Source organism: Pseudomonas sp. WS 5078, assembly GCF_012985745.1.
Classification (GTDB): domain Bacteria; phylum Pseudomonadota; class Gammaproteobacteria; order Pseudomonadales; family Pseudomonadaceae; genus Aquipseudomonas; species Aquipseudomonas lundensis_A.
The window spans coordinates 1-18,063 of sequence record NZ_JAAQWX010000016.1 but is presented as its reverse complement, the minus strand read 5'-3'; the positions used below and the strand labels follow the sequence as shown (position 1 = coordinate 18,063).

The 18,063-nt window shown below is 57.9% G+C and carries 18 protein-coding genes and 1 tRNA gene; 11 read left to right on the top strand and 8 right to left on the bottom strand.

The genetic code is table 11. The features are described 5' to 3' along the window. Nucleotides 1-23: 23 nt before the first annotated feature. Nucleotides 24-1,322 carry an MFS transporter gene (locus tag HBN68_RS18760; protein WP_169965724.1) on the bottom strand — a complete coding sequence of 433 codons (1,299 nt, stop codon included), beginning with the start codon at nt 1,320-1,322 and terminating at the stop codon, nt 24-26. 151 nt (nt 1,323-1,473) lie between these two features. Further along, entirely contained in the window at nt 1,474-2,037 is a 564-nt protein-coding gene (locus HBN68_RS18755; RefSeq protein WP_169965722.1) for a chalcone isomerase family protein, read from the bottom strand. 295 nt (nt 2,038-2,332) lie between these two features. Here HBN68_RS18755 and sthA point away from each other — a divergent pair, with 295 nt between their 5' ends. After that, nucleotides 2,333-3,727: a Si-specific NAD(P)(+) transhydrogenase gene (gene sthA, locus HBN68_RS18750; RefSeq protein ID WP_047275673.1), complete on the top strand. Its 1,395-nt coding sequence runs from the start codon at nt 2,333-2,335 to the stop codon at nt 3,725-3,727. Nucleotides 3,728-3,769: 42 nt separating this feature from the next. On the opposite strand, the gene HBN68_RS18745 is transcribed toward sthA, so the two are convergent. Next, nucleotides 3,770-4,492, bottom strand: coding sequence for a glycerophosphodiester phosphodiesterase family protein (locus tag HBN68_RS18745; RefSeq protein ID WP_094994763.1), 723 nt, complete (start codon nt 4,490-4,492; stop codon nt 3,770-3,772). Nucleotides 4,493-4,532: 40 nt separating this feature from the next. Further along, nucleotides 4,533-5,120, bottom strand: a complete 588-nt coding sequence (locus HBN68_RS18740) for a PilZ domain-containing protein (RefSeq protein ID WP_070413007.1) — start codon at nt 5,118-5,120, stop codon at nt 4,533-4,535. 94 nt (nt 5,121-5,214) lie between these two features. Between HBN68_RS18740 and HBN68_RS18735 the strand changes: the two genes are divergently transcribed. The 3 genes from HBN68_RS18735 to HBN68_RS18725 all read left to right on the top strand — a co-directional run bounded on the left by HBN68_RS18735 (nt 5,215) and on the right by HBN68_RS18725 (nt 8,462). Then, nucleotides 5,215-6,465 carry a lipoprotein-releasing ABC transporter permease subunit gene (locus tag HBN68_RS18735; RefSeq protein WP_094994762.1) on the top strand — a complete coding sequence of 417 codons (1,251 nt, stop codon included), beginning with the start codon at nt 5,215-5,217 and terminating at the stop codon, nt 6,463-6,465. A 7-nt stretch (nt 6,466-6,472) separates the two neighbouring features. Further along, a complete protein-coding gene (lolD, locus tag HBN68_RS18730; RefSeq protein ID WP_169965720.1) occupies nt 6,473-7,156 on the top strand; it encodes a lipoprotein-releasing ABC transporter ATP-binding protein LolD in 684 nt (227 codons plus the stop codon). 61 nt (nt 7,157-7,217) lie between these two features. Next, nucleotides 7,218-8,462 (top strand): lipoprotein-releasing ABC transporter permease subunit, encoded by a 1,245-nt coding sequence (locus HBN68_RS18725; protein ID WP_094994760.1) that lies wholly within the window; start codon nt 7,218-7,220, stop codon nt 8,460-8,462. A 62-nt stretch (nt 8,463-8,524) separates the two neighbouring features. Here the strand turns inward: HBN68_RS18725 and HBN68_RS18720 are convergent, their stop codons facing one another. Together HBN68_RS18720 and HBN68_RS18715 are read right to left on the bottom strand one after the other, a co-directional pair. Beyond that, complete coding sequence (locus HBN68_RS18720) at nt 8,525-9,889, bottom strand: heavy metal sensor histidine kinase (RefSeq protein ID WP_169965816.1); 1,365 nt, start codon at nt 9,887-9,889, stop codon at nt 8,525-8,527. Next, nucleotides 9,889-10,569: a heavy metal response regulator transcription factor gene (locus HBN68_RS18715; RefSeq protein WP_094994758.1), complete on the bottom strand. Its 681-nt coding sequence runs from the start codon at nt 10,567-10,569 to the stop codon at nt 9,889-9,891. The genes HBN68_RS18720 and HBN68_RS18715 overlap by 1 nt, the downstream gene beginning before the upstream one ends. Before the next feature lie 151 nt (nt 10,570-10,720). Between HBN68_RS18715 and HBN68_RS18710 the strand changes: the two genes are divergently transcribed. Together HBN68_RS18710 and queF are read left to right on the top strand one after the other, a co-directional pair. Further along, complete coding sequence (locus HBN68_RS18710) at nt 10,721-11,287, top strand: cupredoxin family protein (protein ID WP_169965718.1); 567 nt, start codon at nt 10,721-10,723, stop codon at nt 11,285-11,287. Nucleotides 11,288-11,369: 82 nt separating this feature from the next. Next, nucleotides 11,370-12,200: an NADPH-dependent 7-cyano-7-deazaguanine reductase QueF gene (queF, locus tag HBN68_RS18705; protein ID WP_169965716.1), complete on the top strand. Its 831-nt coding sequence runs from the start codon at nt 11,370-11,372 to the stop codon at nt 12,198-12,200. Between the two features lie 47 nt (nt 12,201-12,247). Here the strand turns inward: queF and HBN68_RS18700 are convergent, their stop codons facing one another. Both HBN68_RS18700 and HBN68_RS18695 read right to left on the bottom strand, forming a co-directional pair. Continuing rightward, on the bottom strand, nt 12,248-12,721 hold the full coding sequence (locus tag HBN68_RS18700) for a peroxiredoxin (protein WP_094994755.1): 474 nt from the start codon (nt 12,719-12,721) through the stop codon (nt 12,248-12,250). A 10-nt stretch (nt 12,722-12,731) separates the two neighbouring features. After that, nucleotides 12,732-13,292 (bottom strand): glycine cleavage system protein R, encoded by a 561-nt coding sequence (locus HBN68_RS18695; protein ID WP_094994754.1) that lies wholly within the window; start codon nt 13,290-13,292, stop codon nt 12,732-12,734. 325 nt (nt 13,293-13,617) lie between these two features. On the opposite strand from HBN68_RS18695, the gene dapA reads away from it, so the two are divergent. The 5 genes from dapA to HBN68_RS18670 all read left to right on the top strand — a co-directional run bounded on the left by dapA (nt 13,618) and on the right by HBN68_RS18670 (nt 17,315). Next, a complete protein-coding gene (dapA, locus tag HBN68_RS18690; protein ID WP_094994753.1) occupies nt 13,618-14,496 on the top strand; it encodes a 4-hydroxy-tetrahydrodipicolinate synthase in 879 nt (292 codons plus the stop codon). 17 nt (nt 14,497-14,513) lie between these two features. Further along, complete coding sequence (bamC, locus tag HBN68_RS18685; protein WP_094994752.1) at nt 14,514-15,629, top strand: outer membrane protein assembly factor BamC; 1,116 nt, start codon at nt 14,514-14,516, stop codon at nt 15,627-15,629. A 4-nt stretch (nt 15,630-15,633) separates the two neighbouring features. After that, nucleotides 15,634-16,392: an MBL fold metallo-hydrolase gene (locus HBN68_RS18680; protein WP_094994751.1), complete on the top strand. Its 759-nt coding sequence runs from the start codon at nt 15,634-15,636 to the stop codon at nt 16,390-16,392. 28 nt (nt 16,393-16,420) lie between these two features. Then, nucleotides 16,421-17,134, top strand: coding sequence for a phosphoribosylaminoimidazolesuccinocarboxamide synthase (gene purC, locus HBN68_RS18675; protein ID WP_047274084.1), 714 nt, complete (start codon nt 16,421-16,423; stop codon nt 17,132-17,134). 91 nt (nt 17,135-17,225) lie between these two features. Further along, nucleotides 17,226-17,315, top strand: a tRNA-Ser gene (locus HBN68_RS18670). Nucleotides 17,316-18,063 lie beyond the last annotated feature (748 nt).

Sequence of the window (18,063 nt, the reverse complement as noted above, 5' to 3'; positions counted from 1 at the left end):
GCTCTGTAACGTTTACAGAGGTGTCACGCGTTGCCCGCCACAGCCGATTTAGCGGTGCGCAGTTCATGCGTGTTGCCGCGGAACAGCACAACGGTCGCAATCAGCCCAAGCACCGCCGCCCCGGTCAGCCACAGGCCCGGGGCTGCCTTGTTGTCCAATACGTGGATCAAATAGGTGCACGCTGCCGGGGTGAACCCACCGAAGGTTGCGGTCGCCAGGCTATAAGCCAGCGAGAAGCCAGTGGTTCGTACTTCCACCGGCATGATTTCGGTGAGTGCCACCACCATCGCGCCGTTGTACGAGCTGTACAGGAACGACAGCCACAGTTCGACGATCAGCAAATGGCTGAAGCTCGGGTTGGCCACCAGCCATGACAGCGATGGGTAGGCGGTCAGAATCGCGAGAAGGGTCGCACCCAGCAGTAAGGGTCTGCGCCCGATCTTGTCAGACAGTGAGCCCATCACCGGTAGCCAGAAGAAGTTGGAGGCACCGATACAGACCGTCACCAACAGCGCATCAAAATCTGACAGATTCAGCTCTGCTTTCCCGAAGGTCGGGGTGTAGGCCGTGATCAGGTAAAACGACACAGTGGTCATCACCACCAGCGCCATACCGCCCAGTACCAGTCCAAAGTTCTGACTGATTGAACGAATGATTTCCCGCAGGGTTGGGCGATGTTCGCGGGCTTCAAATTCTGGCGTTTCTTCCATTGAGCGGCGAATGACAAAGATCACCGGCACAATCAGGCAGCCCAGCAAAAATGGAATACGCCAGCCCCATTCGCCCATGTCTTGTGGGCTAAGCCAGTGATTCAAGCCGACACCAAGCAACCCGGCAAAGACCACGGCGGCTTGCTGGCTGGCGGACTGCCAGCTGACAAAAAAGCCTTTGCGGCCCGGTGTGGCAATTTCTGACAAGTACACCGAGACGCCACCCAGCTCTACACCTGCGGAGAACCCTTGTAACAGGCGGCCCAACAGCACCAGCAGCGGTGCAGCTACGCCCAGCGTGGCGTAACCCGGTACACAGGCAATCAGCACTGTACCCATGGCCATCAGGGCGAGGGTGATGATCAGGCCTTTGCGTCGGCCATGGCGGTCAATGTAGGCGCCGAGGAAGATCGCACCCAGCGGGCGCATCAAGAAGCCAGCGCCGAACGTGGCCAGCGCGAGCATCAAGGAGGCGAAGGCGCTATTGCTTGGAAAGAATGTGTTGGCAATGGCCGTGGCATAAAAGCCAAAGACCATGAAATCGAACATTTCGAGGAAGTTACCGCTGACAACGCGAAAAATCGCCTTGCCTTTACCTGCACTGGAGGCCATCAGAAATCACCCGCTGTTATCTGTTTTATGCGTATCCATGTTTTTAGTCGTCCACACTGCCTGTTCCGGGGCTGCGCCGGTCAGCAAAACAGTTTTGTAACCATATGTGTATCAAAATGTGTAGGCAACTAATGATGTGACTACCGATTGTTCACGGGGTTTGTGCCAGGAGTGTTTGGCGCAGTGTTTCGGGCAACCCTTCAGGGGCGAGCCAAATGCCCAGGTACGCTTTGGCAAGCGCCCTGTCTTTGGTGTTGAAGATGACCTGGCCATTGCGTTCAAGGTTCAGGCCCCGAACGGGGTCGTAATCCAGTGCATAGCGGTCACCGCGTTGGATATTGGCGAAGCTGCCTTGCAGTTTCTTTAATCCCGGGTCGAGGGCGCTGAGTGTGGCAGGGGAGTGTTGGCGCTTGAGAATGGCAGCAGAGGCCGTGGTGATGTCGCTGTGATCAAGGTCGCGCAAATAAAACAGTTCAAGGCGCACGTCACGCAGCTGTTCATAGGCGCGTTGGGGGCTGAGGTTGGCAGGCGTAAACAGTGTTGCAGCGTAGATGTCGGCCCACAGGTAGGTCAGCACGATTTGACCTTTGCGTTGCAGGGTTTGAGAACCATCTTGAAGCTGGGTGGGAAAATTCGCCTCCTTGATCGGTTTTGTCTCGTCTGCCAAGCAGTTAATGCTGTTCATCAACAACAGAGCGATCAATAGCGGGCGCATGAGGGGGCTCTCTGAATGAATAAATGGGACCAGTGGCGCGGGACTGCGATCAAGGCAAAGGGGCCTGCGGCGTTTACATTTCACGCAGCCCGTTTCTGTACCTTGAAGAGAGTTAAGGCCACTTCTCGATGTAGTGAACACAAAATTAGCCTACGACGAGACCAAGGGTTAATGTTCGCCGCGTTCAGGCTTCTATAGACTGTGCCCCACGTTTTGATCCTTCATGGCGCCGGCCGCGTCATGATTTAGCCGCAGGCGCCTGAAAATGCGCCGCGGCCCGTTCTGAGGAGTACGCATGGCTGTCTACAACTACGACGTAGTGGTACTGGGTTCCGGCCCGGCAGGAGAAGGTGCGGCAATGAACGCCGCTAAAGCAGGGCGCAAGGTGGCGATGGTCGACAGCCGGCGTCAGGTCGGCGGCAACTGCACACACTTGGGCACCATCCCGTCCAAGGCGTTGCGTCACTCGGTCCGGCAGATCATGCAGTTCAACACCAACCCGATGTTTCGGGCGATCGGTGAACCTCGCTGGTTTTCCTTCCCGGATGTGCTGAAAAGCGCCGAGAAGGTGATTTCCAAGCAAGTGACCTCTCGCACCGGTTACTACGCCCGTAACCGTGTGGACCTGTTCTTCGGCACTGGCAGTTTTACCGACGAGCAAACCATTGAAGTGGTCTGCGCCAATGGTGTAGTTGAAACGCTGATGGCCAAGCAGATCATCATTGCTACCGGTTCGCGCCCATATCGCCCGGCCGATATCGATTTCACCCACTCGCGCATCTACGACAGCGACACCATCCTCAGCCTGGGTCACACCCCGCGCAAGCTGATCGTCTACGGTGCTGGCGTGATCGGTTGTGAATACGCGTCGATCTTCAGTGGTCTGGGCGTACTGGTTGAGCTGGTGGATAACCGCGAGCAACTGCTGAGCTTCCTTGATTCCGAGATCTCGCAGGCGCTGAGCTACCACTTCAGCAACAACAACATCACCGTGCGTCACAACGAAGAGTACGAGCGTGTTGAAGGCGTCGAGAATGGCGTGATCCTGCACCTCAAGTCGGGCAAGAAGATCAAGGCCGATGCCTTGCTCTGGTGCAACGGCCGTACTGGCAACACTGATCAGCTGGGGCTGGAGAACATTGGCATCAAACCCAATGGTCGCGGCCAGATCAGCGTGGATGAGAACTACCGCACTGTGGTGCCCAACATCTACGCGGCAGGCGATGTGATTGGCTGGCCGAGCCTGGCCAGTGCGGCGCACGACCAGGGCCGCTCGGCTGCGGGCAGCATCGTGGACAATGGCAGCTGGCGTTTCGTGAATGACGTGCCGACCGGCATTTACACCATTCCGGAGATCAGCTCGATCGGCAAGAACGAGCAAGAGCTGACCCAGGCTAAAGTGCCTTACGAAGTGGGCAAGGCGTTCTTCAAGGGCATGGCGCGTGCGCAGATTGCAGGCGAGCCGCAAGGCATGCTGAAAATCCTGTTCCACCGCGAAACCTTGCAAGTACTGGGCGTACATTGCTTCGGCTATCAGGCATCGGAGATCGTGCACATCGGTCAGGCGATCATGAATCAGCCGGGCGAGCTCAATACCCTGAAGTACTTCGTCAATACCACGTTTAACTACCCGACCATGGCTGAAGCCTATCGGGTAGCGGCTTACGACGGCCTTAACCGGCTTTTTTAAGCGGCTCCGGCCGGTGGCCTGAGCCGGCCGGGGAGACCGATTTTAGCCATTCCCGAGGGTGGCAGTGGCCAAACCGGGAAAGTCTGTAATCAGGCTATCTACGCCGAAATCAGCGAGTCTGCGCATCAATGCAGGCTCGTTGACTGTCCATACCGACACATGCAAACCCTGACGCTGGGCTTTTTCCAGGCGCTCCGGGGTGCAGAGTGTCCAGTTCAATGCCAGCATCTCGCAGCCATAGTTTTGCGCGACCTTCAACGGGTCGAGCCAGGCGTACTCTGCAACCAGTCCGCGGGACAAGTCCGGTGTCAGCTCGATAGCAGCCCTGAGCACTTCACGGGAACTTGAGGTCACGGTGACTTTATCCATCAGGCCGTGGCGCTGGGCCATGTCGCGAATCGCCAGTACGGTGGTCGCCGCTCGCGTGCGTGACGCGCTTTTGACTTCCAGCTGCCAGTGTTCGAAGTCGCATTTTTCAAACAGTTCTTCGAGTCGTGGAATCGGACACGGATGCACCCAGCCAGGGCCGCCTTTGCGTGCGTCATAGGTCGCCAGGTCCGCTGCGGTGTGTTCGATCACCTTGCCGCGTCGGTCGGTAGTGCGCTTGAGCGTCGGGTCGTGGATCACCATCAGCTCACCGTCCTTGGACAGGTGCAGGTCGAGTTCGCAGCGGCGCACGCCGTGCTTGAGGCATTGCTCAAAGCTGGCGAGGGTGTTTTCGGGTGCTTCGCCTTTGGCGCCGCGATGGCCATAAATCAGGGTCACAATTGCTCCTTAATACACAATTCACAGCGTTGGGACGCGCTTACTCTTCTTCGGCTGCTTCGTTTTGTTCTCGGGCCAGACGGCGTGCCTGAGCCTGTTTCTGCAATATGTAACGGGCCAGCAACTGGCGCTGTGCGTCGGTGATGGCTTCGAACTCGGTGCCTATCTCGAATTGGCCGCTGCGCGGGGTGCAATGCGTGACCTTGGCGCGCAACAGCAGCCCCAACGCTTGCGGCATCAACACCAGTTTGATTGAGAGGTGGGTACCCGGTGAATAGGCGTTTGCATGCTGGAACTCGATACCACCTTCGGAAAGCTTGACCGGTTGCAGTTCGCCGATCTTGCCCAGTACGGTCTGCGCGACCACCTGGCTAAGCAGGTCAACCCGTTTGTTCAGGGTTTTGAGGTAACTGGAGAGGGTGCGGTCGCGTTCGCTGATCTGGCGCAGCAGGTGCTGCGACTCGAATTCACTCAGGTGTAACTCACTGAGTAAATTGAATAAAGGCGAAGCATCCTGCAACACTTCAGTGCTCGCGGCTTGAGGTGCCGACAGCGGGGTTATTTCCAGTGCGATCACATCATCGATACGGTAGTATTCGCGGCGATCTGCTTCATCTAATGTCGACATGGCGAACCCATGGTGGCGGCTGTGGTCTGAGTGTAAAGCTGCTTATCAGGCCCCGCCACAAGGACGTCTTCTTTTCCCTCGAACAAGCCCCGACATGTTCAGACCTCTCTTCGTATTTATCGGCACGCGTTATACCCGTGCAAAGCGTCGCAATCATTTTGTGTCGTTCATTTCTCTGACTTCAATGATCGGACTCGCCCTTGGCGTGATCGTGATGATTGTGGTGTTGTCGGTGATGAACGGCTTCGATCATGAGATGCGCACCCGTGTGCTGGGCATGGTGCCCCACGCGACCATTGTCGGCGACCAGCCGATCAGTGACTGGCAGTCGTTGGCCGCTCAGGTCAGGCAGAACCCGAAGGTGGAGGCGGTTGCGCCGTACACCCAGATGCAGGGCCTGCTGACCCATGACGGTAACGTGCAAAAGGTCCTGCTCAATGCGATCGATCCCGCGCAAGAACGCAAGGTGTCGATCATTGACCGGTTCATGTTGCAAGGTCAGCTCGACTCACTGGCGCCCGGCGGCTTCGGCATCATCATTGGCGACAAGGCGGCGAAAAAGCTCGGCGTGGCGGTTGGCGACAAACTGACGTTTGTGGCCCCGGAAGTCACGGTGACCCCGGCCGGCATGTTTCCGCGCATGAAGCGGTTCACGGTGCAGGGCATTTTCCATGTGGGCGCCGGTGAAATCGACGGCTATCTGGGCATTACTAACCTGCAGGATCTGGCGCGTTTGCAGCGCTGGAAGCCAGACCAGGTGCAAGGTTTGCGCCTGAAGTTCGACGACCTGTTCCAGGCACCTCGCACGGCGTGGGAAATCGCACAAAAGCTGGGCGATGACCGTTATTACGCACGTGACTGGACCCGCACCCACGGCAACCTGTATCAGGCCATCCGCATGGAAAAAGCCATGATCGGTCTGCTCCTGTTGCTGATTGTGGCCGTGGCGGCCTTCAACATCATTTCCACGCTGGTCATGGTGGTGAACGACAAGAAGGGCGACATCGCGATCCTGCGTACGCTGGGCGCTACGCCGGGCACGATCATGGCCATTTTTATGGTGCAGGGCACCGTGATCGGCGTGGTCGGCACTGCCATTGGCGCGGTGTTGGGCATGCTGGCAGCCTTGAATGTGAGCGCGGCGATCGCGGCCCTTGAAGGGCTGATCGGCCACAAGTTTCTGAACGCCGACGTGTATTTCATCGACTACCTGCCGTCGCAATTGCAGATGCAGGACGTGTTGATGGTCTGTGGCGCGGCATTGGTTCTGAGTTTTCTCGCGACCTTGTACCCGGCCTGGCGTGCTGCGCGCACCCAGCCTGCGCAGGCGCTTCGTTATGAGTGAGTTGGGCATGAAAGAACAAGCAGTGTTGAGTTGCCGCGACCTGGGCAAGTCCTACGAGGAAGGCCCGGAGTCAGTGGTGGTGTTGTCGGGCCTGCAACTTGAGTTGCACCCGGGTGAGCGCGTAGCCATCGTCGGCACGTCGGGTTCGGGCAAAAGTACCTTGCTTAATTTGCTCGGTGGCCTCGACACGCCGTCCTCCGGCAGTGTGTGGCTGGCGGGTGAAGAACTGTCGGCGCTGGGCGAGAAGGCCCGTGGCCAATTGCGTAACCGTTCATTGGGTTTCGTCTACCAGTTTCACCATTTGCTGCCCGAGTTCACGGCGCTGGAAAACGTATGCATGCCGTTGTTGATCGGCAAGACATCGATTCCTGAAGCGCGGGAGCGGGCCACGGCACTGTTGACCCGTGTCGGCCTGAGCCACCGTCTGGAGCACAAGCCGGCCGAGTTGTCCGGTGGTGAGCGCCAACGCGTGGCCATTGCTCGTGCGCTGGTCAACAAGCCCGGGCTGGTGATGCTCGATGAGCCGACCGGCAACCTCGACGCCCACACCGCGCAAGGCATTCAGGACTTGATGCTCGAACTCAGTACCTCGATGCGCACTGCGTTCCTGGTGGTGACTCACGACATGAACCTGGCCCGTCAGATGGATCGTGTGCTGCACCTTCAAGAAGGTCGCCTGACCACGATTTAATCGGCCAAAACCCGGCGCCCTGACCGGTGCCGGGTCTTTTATTTTTTTACGGTGCCCGCGAATGTTCAGACCGTTATCGATTTTTATCGGCACGCGCTATACCCGCGCCAAGCGCCGCAATCGTTTTGTTTCGTTCATCTCCATGACTTCAATGATTGGCCTCGCCCTGGGCGTGCTGGCGATGATCGTGGTGCTGTCGGTGATGAACGGTTTTCAGCGTGAAATGAGTAACCGCATCCTCGGCATGGTGCCCCATGCCACCATCATTGGCGTAAAGCCCATTGATGACTGGCGCCCGGTGGCCGAAGCCGCCATGAAAAATCCAGAGGTCACGGCGGCGGTGCCGTTCACCGAGATGGAAGGGATGCTGTCCTACAAGGGGGCTATGCAGCCTATCCAGATCAGCGGCGTGGACCCGGCACGGGAAGGCGAGGTATCCATCGTGACCCGGCACATCGTGCAGGGGCGCATGGAAGACTTGAAACCCGGCGAATTTGGCGTGGTATTGGGTGATATTACCGCGCGCCGTTTCCGCTTGGGCGTGGGCGACAAGATTACCTTGATCGTGCCGGAAGCCAGCACCGCGCCGGGTGGCATCACCCCGCGCCTGCAACGCTTGAATGTGGTGGGGATCTTCAAAGTGGGCGCCGAACTGGATGGCTCGATGGGGCTGATCCACGTCGCCGACGCAGCCACCATGCAACGCTGGGAGCCGAATCAGGTACAGAGCGTGCGCCTGGCGGTCAAGGACCTGTATGCCGCGCCGAGCGTCTCGGCTGAAGTAGCCGCCGGGTTAGGTGACGGCTACCGCGCGGACGACTGGACGCACACCCAGGGCAGTCTGTTCAGCGCCATGAAAATGGAAAAAACCATGATTGGTCTGCTGTTGTTGATGATTGTGGCCGTGGCCGCGTTCAACATCATCGCAACCTTGATCATGGTGGTGAATGACAAGGGCGCTGACATCGCGATCTTGCGCACCATCGGCGCCACGCCGCGTCAGATCATGGCCATTTTTATGGTGCAAGGCACGGTGATCGGCATTGTAGGCACCCTGATCGGTGGCGTGCTGGGCGTGATTGCCGCACTGAATGTCAGTGCGCTTGTGGGCTGGATGGAGCGGGTTTCGGGGCAGCACATCTTTAGTTCTGACGTTTACTTCGTCAGCAACCTGCCGTCCGAGTTGCAGGGCGCAGACGTGCTGCTGATTTGCACGGCGGGCTTTGTGCTGAGCTTCCTCGCGACGTTGTACCCGGCGTACCGCGCGGCGAAAATCCAGCCGGCCCACGCCCTGCGTTACTCCTGATCCTCGTACGTGTGCGCAGGCTGCTTGCTTGATGATCGAAGCATCGCAGCCTGCGACACCGCCTACACCGACTGCGGCCTGACCGGCAGTTCAATCACAAACCGCGTCATCCCTTCCTGTGACTCACACCCAATCTGCCCGCCATGGGCGCGAATGATCGATTGGGTGATTGCCAGCCCCAAACCTGCATGCTCACTGCTGCCTTCCCGGCGTGCCGGGTCCGCCCGGTAAAACCGGTCGAACAGGCGTGGCAGTAACGCTGCCGGGATGCCGGGTCCAGTGTTTTCAAGGGTGATACGCACGCTTTGTGCTGACGGCGTCATGCGCACCCGGATCTCGCCGCCTGCGGGCGTGTAGCGCAAGGCGTTATCCAGCAGGTTGGACAGGGCCCGGCGCAGCATGCTGCGATCGCCTGCCAAGTGGCCGCTGCCTTCGTGGGTCAACTGAATGTGCGACTCTTCTGCCAGCAACGCATAAAACTCCAGCAAGGCTTCCACCTCTTGTGCAAGGTCCAGCGGTTCGCGCCTGGGTGTCAGCAGGCCGTGGTCGGCTTTGGCCAGGTACAGCATGTCGTTGACCAGCTGTGCCATCCATTGCAGCTCTTCGAGGTTGCTGTGCAGGGCTTCGCGGTAGGCATCAATGTCGCGCGGCCGTGTCAGCGTGACTTGGGTGTGGGTCAGCAGGTTGGAGAGCGGTGTGCGCAGCTCGTGTGCAATATCGGCGGAGAAGGCCGACAGGCGCTGAAATGACGCGTCAAGCCGCTCCAGCATGGCATTGAAAGCACGCGCCAAATCTGCAAGCTCCGTAGGCATTTGCGCTTCGGGCAAGCGTGAATTTAGCGAATCAACCGAGACGCTGGCCGCAATCGCGCTCATGCGGCGCAATGGACGCAAGCCACTGCGCGCGGCCCATGCGCCCAAGATTGCCGTGGCCAGCGCTGAGAGGCCGACGGTCATCCAGATCAAGCGTTGCATGCGCTGCAAGAAATGTTGGTGATGGGTGATATCTAGCAGCAACGTCAAGCGTGGCGCGTCCGGGGATTCCGGCTGGGGATTGAGTACGCGATAATCGGTGCCGTTTATTTGCAGGCTGCCCAGTCCGGGTGAGGTGGGCAAATCGTTGGGCAGCCGGGATGAGCTGTCGAACCATACGTGACCGTCCGGGCCACGTACGCGAATGCTCAGATCGGGCTGATGACTCAAGTCTTGCAGCAACACCGGTAAACGCAGGGAGAACTGGTCCAGAGTGCTGACCCCGTGCAGCGTGCTGCGCAGTCCGGCAAGCCGGGCTTCCATCAGTTGCTGATCCAGTTCAACGAAATGCACCTCGCTGGCGCGTCCGAACAGCACCCCGGCGAACAGCGACACCACCGCCGTGCAACCCGCGAACAGCAGCGCCAGACGACTGCTCAGCGACAGACGACGCATCACGGTGTGCGCTCTTCGAGCACGTAACCCATGCCGCGCACGGTGTGGATCAGCTTTTGTTCGTGGCTGTCATCGATTTTCAGGCGCAGACGGCGGATGGCGACTTCGATGACATTGGTGTCGCTGTCGAAATTCATGTCCCACACCTGAGAGGCAATCAGCGATTTGGGCAGCACTTCACCCTGACGCCTGAGCAGCAACTCCAACAGTGAGAACTCCTTGGCAGTGAGGTCGATGCGCTGGCCGTTGCGTTCGACACGGCGGCGGATCAAGTCCAGACGCAGGTCGGCCAGTTGCAGGCTGGTTTCTTGGGGGGTACTGCTGCCTCGCCGCATGAGGCTGCGCACGCGTGCCAACAGCTCGGAAAAGGCAAAGGGCTTGACCAGGTAATCGTCGGCCCCCAGTTCCAAGCCATGAACGCGGTCTTCGACAGCATCACGGGCGGTGAGAAACAGCACAGGCATGTCCAGCCCGGCGCTGCGCACCGCTTGCAGGATTTGCCAGCCATCGCGTCCGGGGAGCATCACATCGAGGATCAACAGCGCATAGTCGCCGGTCAGGGCGAGGTGCTGACCGGTAATACCGTCAGCAGCCAGCTCGGTGATGAAACCCGCCTCGCTCAAGCCCTGACGCAGGTATTGCCCGGTTTTGGGCTGGTCTTCAACAATCAGCAGTTTCATGGGCGACCTATTAAAAAAATACCTCAGCCTTATACAGCGGTGCTTGCGGCGAAGGGTAATCCTGACAAAGTTGTAATCTTGCGGTCAGTTGACTGCCAGTGCCGAGGCTTAAAGTGGGGGGGTGTTCGAATAGTAGCCTTCTGGAGTTCCCATGACCCGACGTAATCGTGTAGCCCTTGCGGCATGTGTGCTGGCATTCAGTGTCTCGGCCGGTGCTTCACCGAGCAGTCATTCTGAGATCGGCCAGCCTGCTCCGGCTGCCAGCGCGACACGCACGGTCAATATTGAAATGACTGATCTGGCATTTTCGCCCAAGACCCTGAATGTAAAGCCGGGTGAAACTGTGCGTTTTGTGCTGGTGAATAAGGGGCAGCTGCTGCATGAATTCAACCTGGGCGATGCGGCGATGCATGCCGAGCATCAGAAAGAAATGCTCAAGATGCAGCAAAGCGGGGCGATGACCACCACGGGCATGAACCACTCGGGTATGGATCACTCGGGAATGGATCACTCGGGAATGGACCATGGCGCGATGGGGCAGGGTTCTATGCCCATGACCGGGATGGTCCACGATGACCCCAACAGCGTGCTGGTAGAGCCGGGCAAAACCGCTGAGCTGACCTGGACGTTCAGCGGTACTCGCGACCTTGAATTTGCCTGCAATGTGCCCGGTCACTATCAGGCAGGCATGGTCGGGACGCTCAAAGTAGCGCCTTAAATCGTGAAGTTCGTCTGCGGGCGCTGAAAACCGGGCGTAAACCCGATAGAATTGCCGGGTTTTTCTAGCCAGGTTTTTTGTCATGCATCCCGCAGCCGAACATTCGCCGCTGGGCAAGTCCAGTGAATACATCAGCACCTACACCCCGTCCCTGCTATTCCCCATCCCGCGAGCTGCGAAATGGGCAGAGCTGGGGCTGAGCGCCGAAACGCTGCCTTATGTCGGGGTGGATTACTGGACGTGCTTCGAACTGTCCTGGCTATTGCCGTCGGGTAAACCGGTCGTTGCCATAGGCGAGTTTTGTTTCGCCGCCGATTCGCCCAACATTGTGGAATCCAAGTCCTTCAAGTTGTACCTCAACTCCCTCAACCAGACCGTGTTTACGGATACATCAAGCCTGCTTGAGACCCTGACATCCGACTTGTCAGAAGCTTCGGGCAAGCCTGTCATGGTTCGCGTACGGACGTTGGATGAAGTGCAAGCTGATGGCGTAGGTGTTTTGCCGGGTGTGTGCATCGACGGGCTGGACATCACAGTCAGTGACTATGCGCAGCCGCGTCCTGAGCTTTTGGAGTGCGATGATTCGCAGGTGATTGAGGAAAGCGTTTACAGCCATTTGCTCAAATCTAACTGCCCGGTGACCAGTCAGCCCGATTGGGGCACCGTGGTGGTGCAATACCGTGGCGCTGCGCTGGATCACGCCAGTCTGCTGGCGTATCTGGTGAGCTTCCGCCAGCACTCCGACTTCCATGAGCAGTGCGTTGAGCGGATTTTTCTCGACCTGCAACGCCTGCTCAAGCCCGAGAAGCTAACCGTGTATGCACGTTACGTGCGTCGCGGCGGGTTGGACATCAACCCGTACCGTTCTACTGAAACGGTCGAGTTCAACAACGTGCGCCTGGTGCGTCAGTAAGGACCATTACCCGCAGGAGCAGGCTAGCGCCTGCGGGTTATCTGGCGTCAGGCGTTATTCAGCGCCTTGGCTCGTTCCAGCACGGCTTCAACGTGACCGGGAACCTTCACGCCACGCCATTCGTGACGCAACACGCCTTCTTTGTCGATCAGGAAGGTACTGCGGTCGACGCCCAGGTATTCCTTGCCATAGAGCTTTTTCAGCTTGATCACGTCAAACAACTGGCACAGGGCTTCGTCCTTGTCGCTCAGCAGCTCGAACGGGAAGCCTTGCTTGGCCTTGAAGTTTTCGTGTGATTTCAGGCTGTCTCGTGAAACGCCAAAAATGTCGGTATTGGCCGCCTGAAAATCGGCGTAATGGTCGCGAAACCCCTGACCTTCGGTGGTGCAGCCCGGCGTGCTGTCTTTGGGGTAAAAGTAAATCACCACCTGCTTGCCTTTGAGGTCCGACAGTTTGACGGTTTTCTCACTGGTGGCCGCGATCTGGAAGTCGCTGACGGGTTGATCAATTGCAACAGCCATGGGTCGCTCCTTACATCGGGTTCTGTGGGCGCCAAGGTTCAATTAGCGCATCCAGGTTCAGCGCGTCGGCAAAATCAAGGAACTGATCGCGCAGCCAGCTGATTTGCACGCCTGCCGGCAAGGTCACGGTAAACGTGGCGTTGAGCATGGTGCCGCCGGTTTGCGGGGCTTGGTAGGTGTCGCAGGTCAGGTTTTCGAGTTCGACGTTGTGGTCGATGAAGAACTGGCACAGCTCATTGATGATGTCCGGGCGATACGCCGAACTGACATACGCCACGTAAGGCAAGGCTTGCGGGCGGGTTTCGAGCGCTGCACTGCGGATCACGTTGACGGTGAATGCGTGTTTTTTGGCCAGTGTTGGCAAACCGGCCTCAAGGCGCGCCAGGGCATCCCAGCTGCCGGTGACTTCCAGTACCAGTGCGCTGCACTCGCCGTGGCGCGTCAGGCGCGAAGTCACGACAGCGCAGCGGTTCTCATGGCTGGCACGGCACAGGACGTTGGTCAGCTCCATTGGGTTGGCGCCAAGGGCACTGATGACAAGGAATTGTTCGCGAACTGTGGGGGTGGACATTCAGCCTTCCTAAAACGATGAGTGGTCGGTACGGTCGGTGCACGCGCTGTCAGGGACCGCTGAATAGAGCGCGTCTTGCTCGCACACAGTGGCCGTCACACAAGGTTTGGAAAATTGCAAACCTGGCACGGCGGCGTTTGGGTGGGGCTTTGAGCGCGATATAAAGAGCCGTAAAACAGGCCCGCGTGCACATCAGTACCAATCAAAGGCTGAAGGGTAGCGAAAAGCAGCGCGAAGGGGAATGCTCATCGGGCGCGCTGTTGCTTGTGCAAGGGTCAAGGCGCCAGTACCATTACGGCTCTCTTTTTCCGGCAGGAGCGGTTGCATGATTGCGGGCAGTATGGTGGCACTGGTCACACCTATGGATGCACAAGGTCGCCTGGATTGGGACGCTCTGAGCAAACTGGTGGACTTTCACCTGCAAGAGGGCACCAACGCCATTGTTGCCGTTGGCACTACAGGTGAATCGGCAACGCTGGATGTGAACGAACACATCGAAGTGATTCGTCACGTTGTCAAACAAGTCGCAGGGCGTATTCCGGTCATCGCCGGTACGGGCGCCAACTCGACCCGTGAGGCGATCGAGCTGACCACCAATGCGAAAGCGGCAGGTGCAGATGCTTGCCTGCTGGTCACGCCTTACTACAACAAGCCAACGCAAGAAGGCTTGTATCAGCACTTCAAAGCCATCGCTGAAGCGGTCGACATCCCGCAGATCCTCTACAACGTTCCGGGTCGTACCGCGTGCGACATGCTGCCTGCCACGGTAGTGCGCCTGTCGACGGTGCCGAACATCATCGGCATCAAGGAAGCCACAGGCGACCTGCAGCGCGCGAAGGACATCCTGGCCGGCGTCAACAAAGATTTCCTGGTGTACTCCGGTGACGACGCTACGGCTGTTGAGCTGATGCTGCTAGGCGGCAAAGGCAATATTTCCGTGACCGCCAACGTCGCCCCGCGCGCCATGAGCGACCTGTGTGCTGCCGCGATTGCGGGTGATGCCGTCAAGGCACGTGGCATTCACGAAAAGCTGATGCCGCTCAATAAAACCCTGTTTATCGAATCCAACCCTATCCCCGTGAAGTGGGCGCTGCATGAGATGGGCATGATGCCGGACGGTATCCGTCTGCCGCTCACCTGGCTCAGCGAAGCCTGCCACGAACCGCTGCGTCAGGCCCTGCGCCAGTCCGGCGTATTGGTTTAATTGAGGAAGCACTACGCATGAAGCGATTGGCCGGACTTTCCGCACTAGCCGTGATTATTTCCAGCACCAGCGGTTGCGGTTGGCTGTGGGGTCCAGAGGGTTATTTCCGGGACCGTGGCAGCGACTATCTGGAGGCGCAACAAACGGCGCCAATGCAATTGCCGCCGGGTGTGCAGACTGACAAGCGCCTTGTGCCGCTGTTGCCGATCCCGAGCAACGTGCCGGATGACAACGTTAAGGGCGAATTTGAAGTACCGCGTCCGCAGCCTTTGTTGGCTACCACCAGCGCCAGCGATTTCAGCCTGCAAAAAAGCGGCGACAGCCGCTGGTTAATGGCGCAGCGTTCTCCATCTGAAGTCTGGCCGCTGGCCGTTCAGTTCTTCCAGGACAACGGCTTCCGTATTGATGAACAGCGCCCGCAAACCGGCGAGTTCACCACCACGTGGCAGGGCGCCAGCGAATTGTCCTCCCCGATGGCCCGTCACCTGGGCAGCAGTGGTCTGGCCGCAGACAGCGAAACCCGTCTGCGGGTCCGCATCGAGCCTGGCGTGCAGCGCAATACCAGCGAAATCTATGTGGTCAGTGCCAACCGCCCTGCGGGCAGCACGGCCAATGTTGATTTCACTAACCGTTCAGTCAACACCGGTCTGGATGCAGCGCTGGTTAACGAAATGCTGGTCAGCATGAGCCGCAGCGCCGACAAGGGCGGTACGGTGTCACTACTGGCGGCCCGCGATTTCGACACGCCGACCCGTGTGACCCTGAACGAAGATGGCAGCGGCAACCCGGTGCTGACCCTCAACGAAGACCTCGACCGTGCGTGGTCCAGCGTGGGCCGTGCGCTGGAGCAGGGCGAATGGCGTGTGGAAGATATCAACCGCACGTTGGGTCTGTACTACATCAACCTCGCTGAAAAAGCCCAGAAAAAAGACGATAAGCCTGGTTTCTTCGCCGGTATGTTTGGCAGTAAGCCCGACAAGGAAGAAGTCGAAGCCCGCGCCGAGCGCTATCAGGTTCGCCTGAGCAAGGTGGGCGACGCGGTGCAAGTGACGGTCGAAGAAAACATCAATACCGTCGCGTCGCCAGAAGTGGCACGCAAAGTGTTGAGCGTGATCCAGGACAACTTGGGCTGATCCTATGCGTTTTGCCGTTCTCGGCAGTGGTAGCCAAGGGAATGGCACGCTGATAGCCAGCGACAGCACCTATGTATTGGTTGATTGCGGTTTCTCCCTGCGGGAAACCGAACGCCGCCTGGTTCGGTTGGGCGTTAGCCCACACCAACTGAGCGCGATTCTGGTAACCCACGAACATGCCGATCACGTGCATGGCGTGGGTTTACTGTCTCGGCGTTACAATTTGCCGGTTTATATGAGCCGTGGCACCCAGCGCGGGATGCGCAAACCCCTTGAGCCTGCCGGTTATGTGGCGGGTGGCGAAACGTTGCAGATTGGTGCGTTGAACATCAGCGTTACCCGGGTCGCCCACGATGCACAGGAGCCAACGCAATACGTATTCAGTGATGGTCAACGGCGTTTCGGTTTGTTGACTGACCTGGGGTCCTATTGCGACGGCATACTGCACAGCTATCGTGATCTGGATGCGTTGATAATTGAGTCCAACCACTGTCGCGACATGCTTGCCCGTGGCCACTACCCGTACTTTCTCAAGCAGCGGGTGGGCGGTCAGGAAGGACATTTGAACAACCATCAGGCTGCAAACCTGGTGGCCGAGTTGGGCTGGAAAGACCTGCAACATCTGGTGCTGGCCCACCTGAGCAGCAAGAACAACCTGCCGCAGCTGGCCCGGCAATGTTTCGTCGACACCCTTGGGTGCGACCCGGACTGGCTGCAACTGGCCGATCAAGATTCAGGGCTAGATTGGCGCACAATCGCCTAGCCCACCTACTTAGCATGCGGAGCCCATCATGGAAAAACGTGAAGAACTCTATCGCGGTAAAGCGAAATCGGTTTACAAGACTGACGACGCCAACCGCTTGATCCTGCTGTTCCGCAACGACACCTCGGCGTTCGACGGCAAGCGCATCGAGCAGCTCGATCGCAAAGGCATGGTGAACAACAAGTTCAACGCCTTCATCATGCAGAAACTCGAAGAAGCCGGCGTGCCGACCCAATTCGACAAACTGCTGGGCGACAACGAATGCCTGGTGAAAAAGCTCGACATGATCCCGGTTGAGTGCGTCGTGCGTAACTATGCGGCGGGCAGCCTGGTCAAGCGCCTGGGCGTTGAAGAGGGCATGAAACTCAACCCTTATACTTTCGAACTGTTCCTCAAAGACGACGCCAAAGGCGACCCGTTCATCAACGAATCCCACGTAGTGGCGTTTGGTTGGGGTACGGCCGAGCAACTGGTGCGCATGAAAGAGCTGTCGCTCAAAGTCAACGAGGTGCTGAGCAAGCTGTTTGACGACGCCGGCCTGATGCTGGTCGACTTCAAACTCGAATTCGGCGTGTTCCATGACGGCTCGATTGTACTGGGCGACGAGTTCAGTCCGGACGGCTGCCGTCTGTGGGACAAAGCCACCGGCAAGAAGATGGACAAAGACCGTTTCCGTCAGGGGTTGGGCGACGTCATCGAAGCCTACGAAGAAGTGGCAAACCGCCTGGGTGTTCCGCTTTAAGCAGTAAAAACGCGCAAGCATCTGATAGCACGCAGTTTTTTTGAAAATAAGGTTTGCCTGAATCAAAAGTGCTGTTATGATGCGCGCCGTTGGAGAGATGCCAGAGTGGCCGAATGGGACGGATTCGAAATCCGTTGTACTGGCGACAGTACCTAGGGTTCGAATCCCTATCTCTCCGCCATTATTGAACAAGACTAAGCCCCTGAAATGGTTGAACATTTCAGGGGCTTTTTCGTTTCCGGGATTTGATGAAAGGACATTCTCGAACCACTGGCGGCCAGCGTACCTGCGCCGTACGGCTTCTAGATCACGTCAGATAAAGACAGTCCCGCCCAGCCGTTGAGCATCAGTACCCCCCATGACTGATGCTGCCCAGAGGGGTGGATTTGAGAGTCCCGTCTCAAAAAAATGTTGACCTCGATGTGCCTGACAATCATAGAAATGTCATTCACGGCCGTTTGGGCGAGTCCTTGTTTAAGTAACAGCGGCTGGAACAGTTCGATGTCACGCGTGCTGATGCCTACGGTCCTTGATTCACCGATTTTTTTCTCGACGTAAAGCGCTTGGCTTGTGCCGTTGGTCGCTGTGTTTGAGCCTCGCAGGGCTTCCATCCAATCTTTAAAGTCTGTTCTGCTCAGTACCAACAGAGCCTTTGCCGAGGGGGGGAGGGGCTGTCGTTATGCCTACCCAAATGCCCCTGATTTTTAGCTCTGCTCAAAGACTATTTTGAGGGCTAAAAACAGCCTGTTTTTAAACTGAACAGACTTTTAAAAATCGCGTTTCTGAAGTTTCCCATTTTTCGCAACTGCGCAAGAAGTTGCGCACTCAAATGTGGATAACCGTGTGGATACATTGCCACATGACATATAAACCGTGATCTGTAGACGAGTGCGCAAGAAGTTGCACAGTACTGCGCAACTTCTTGCGCA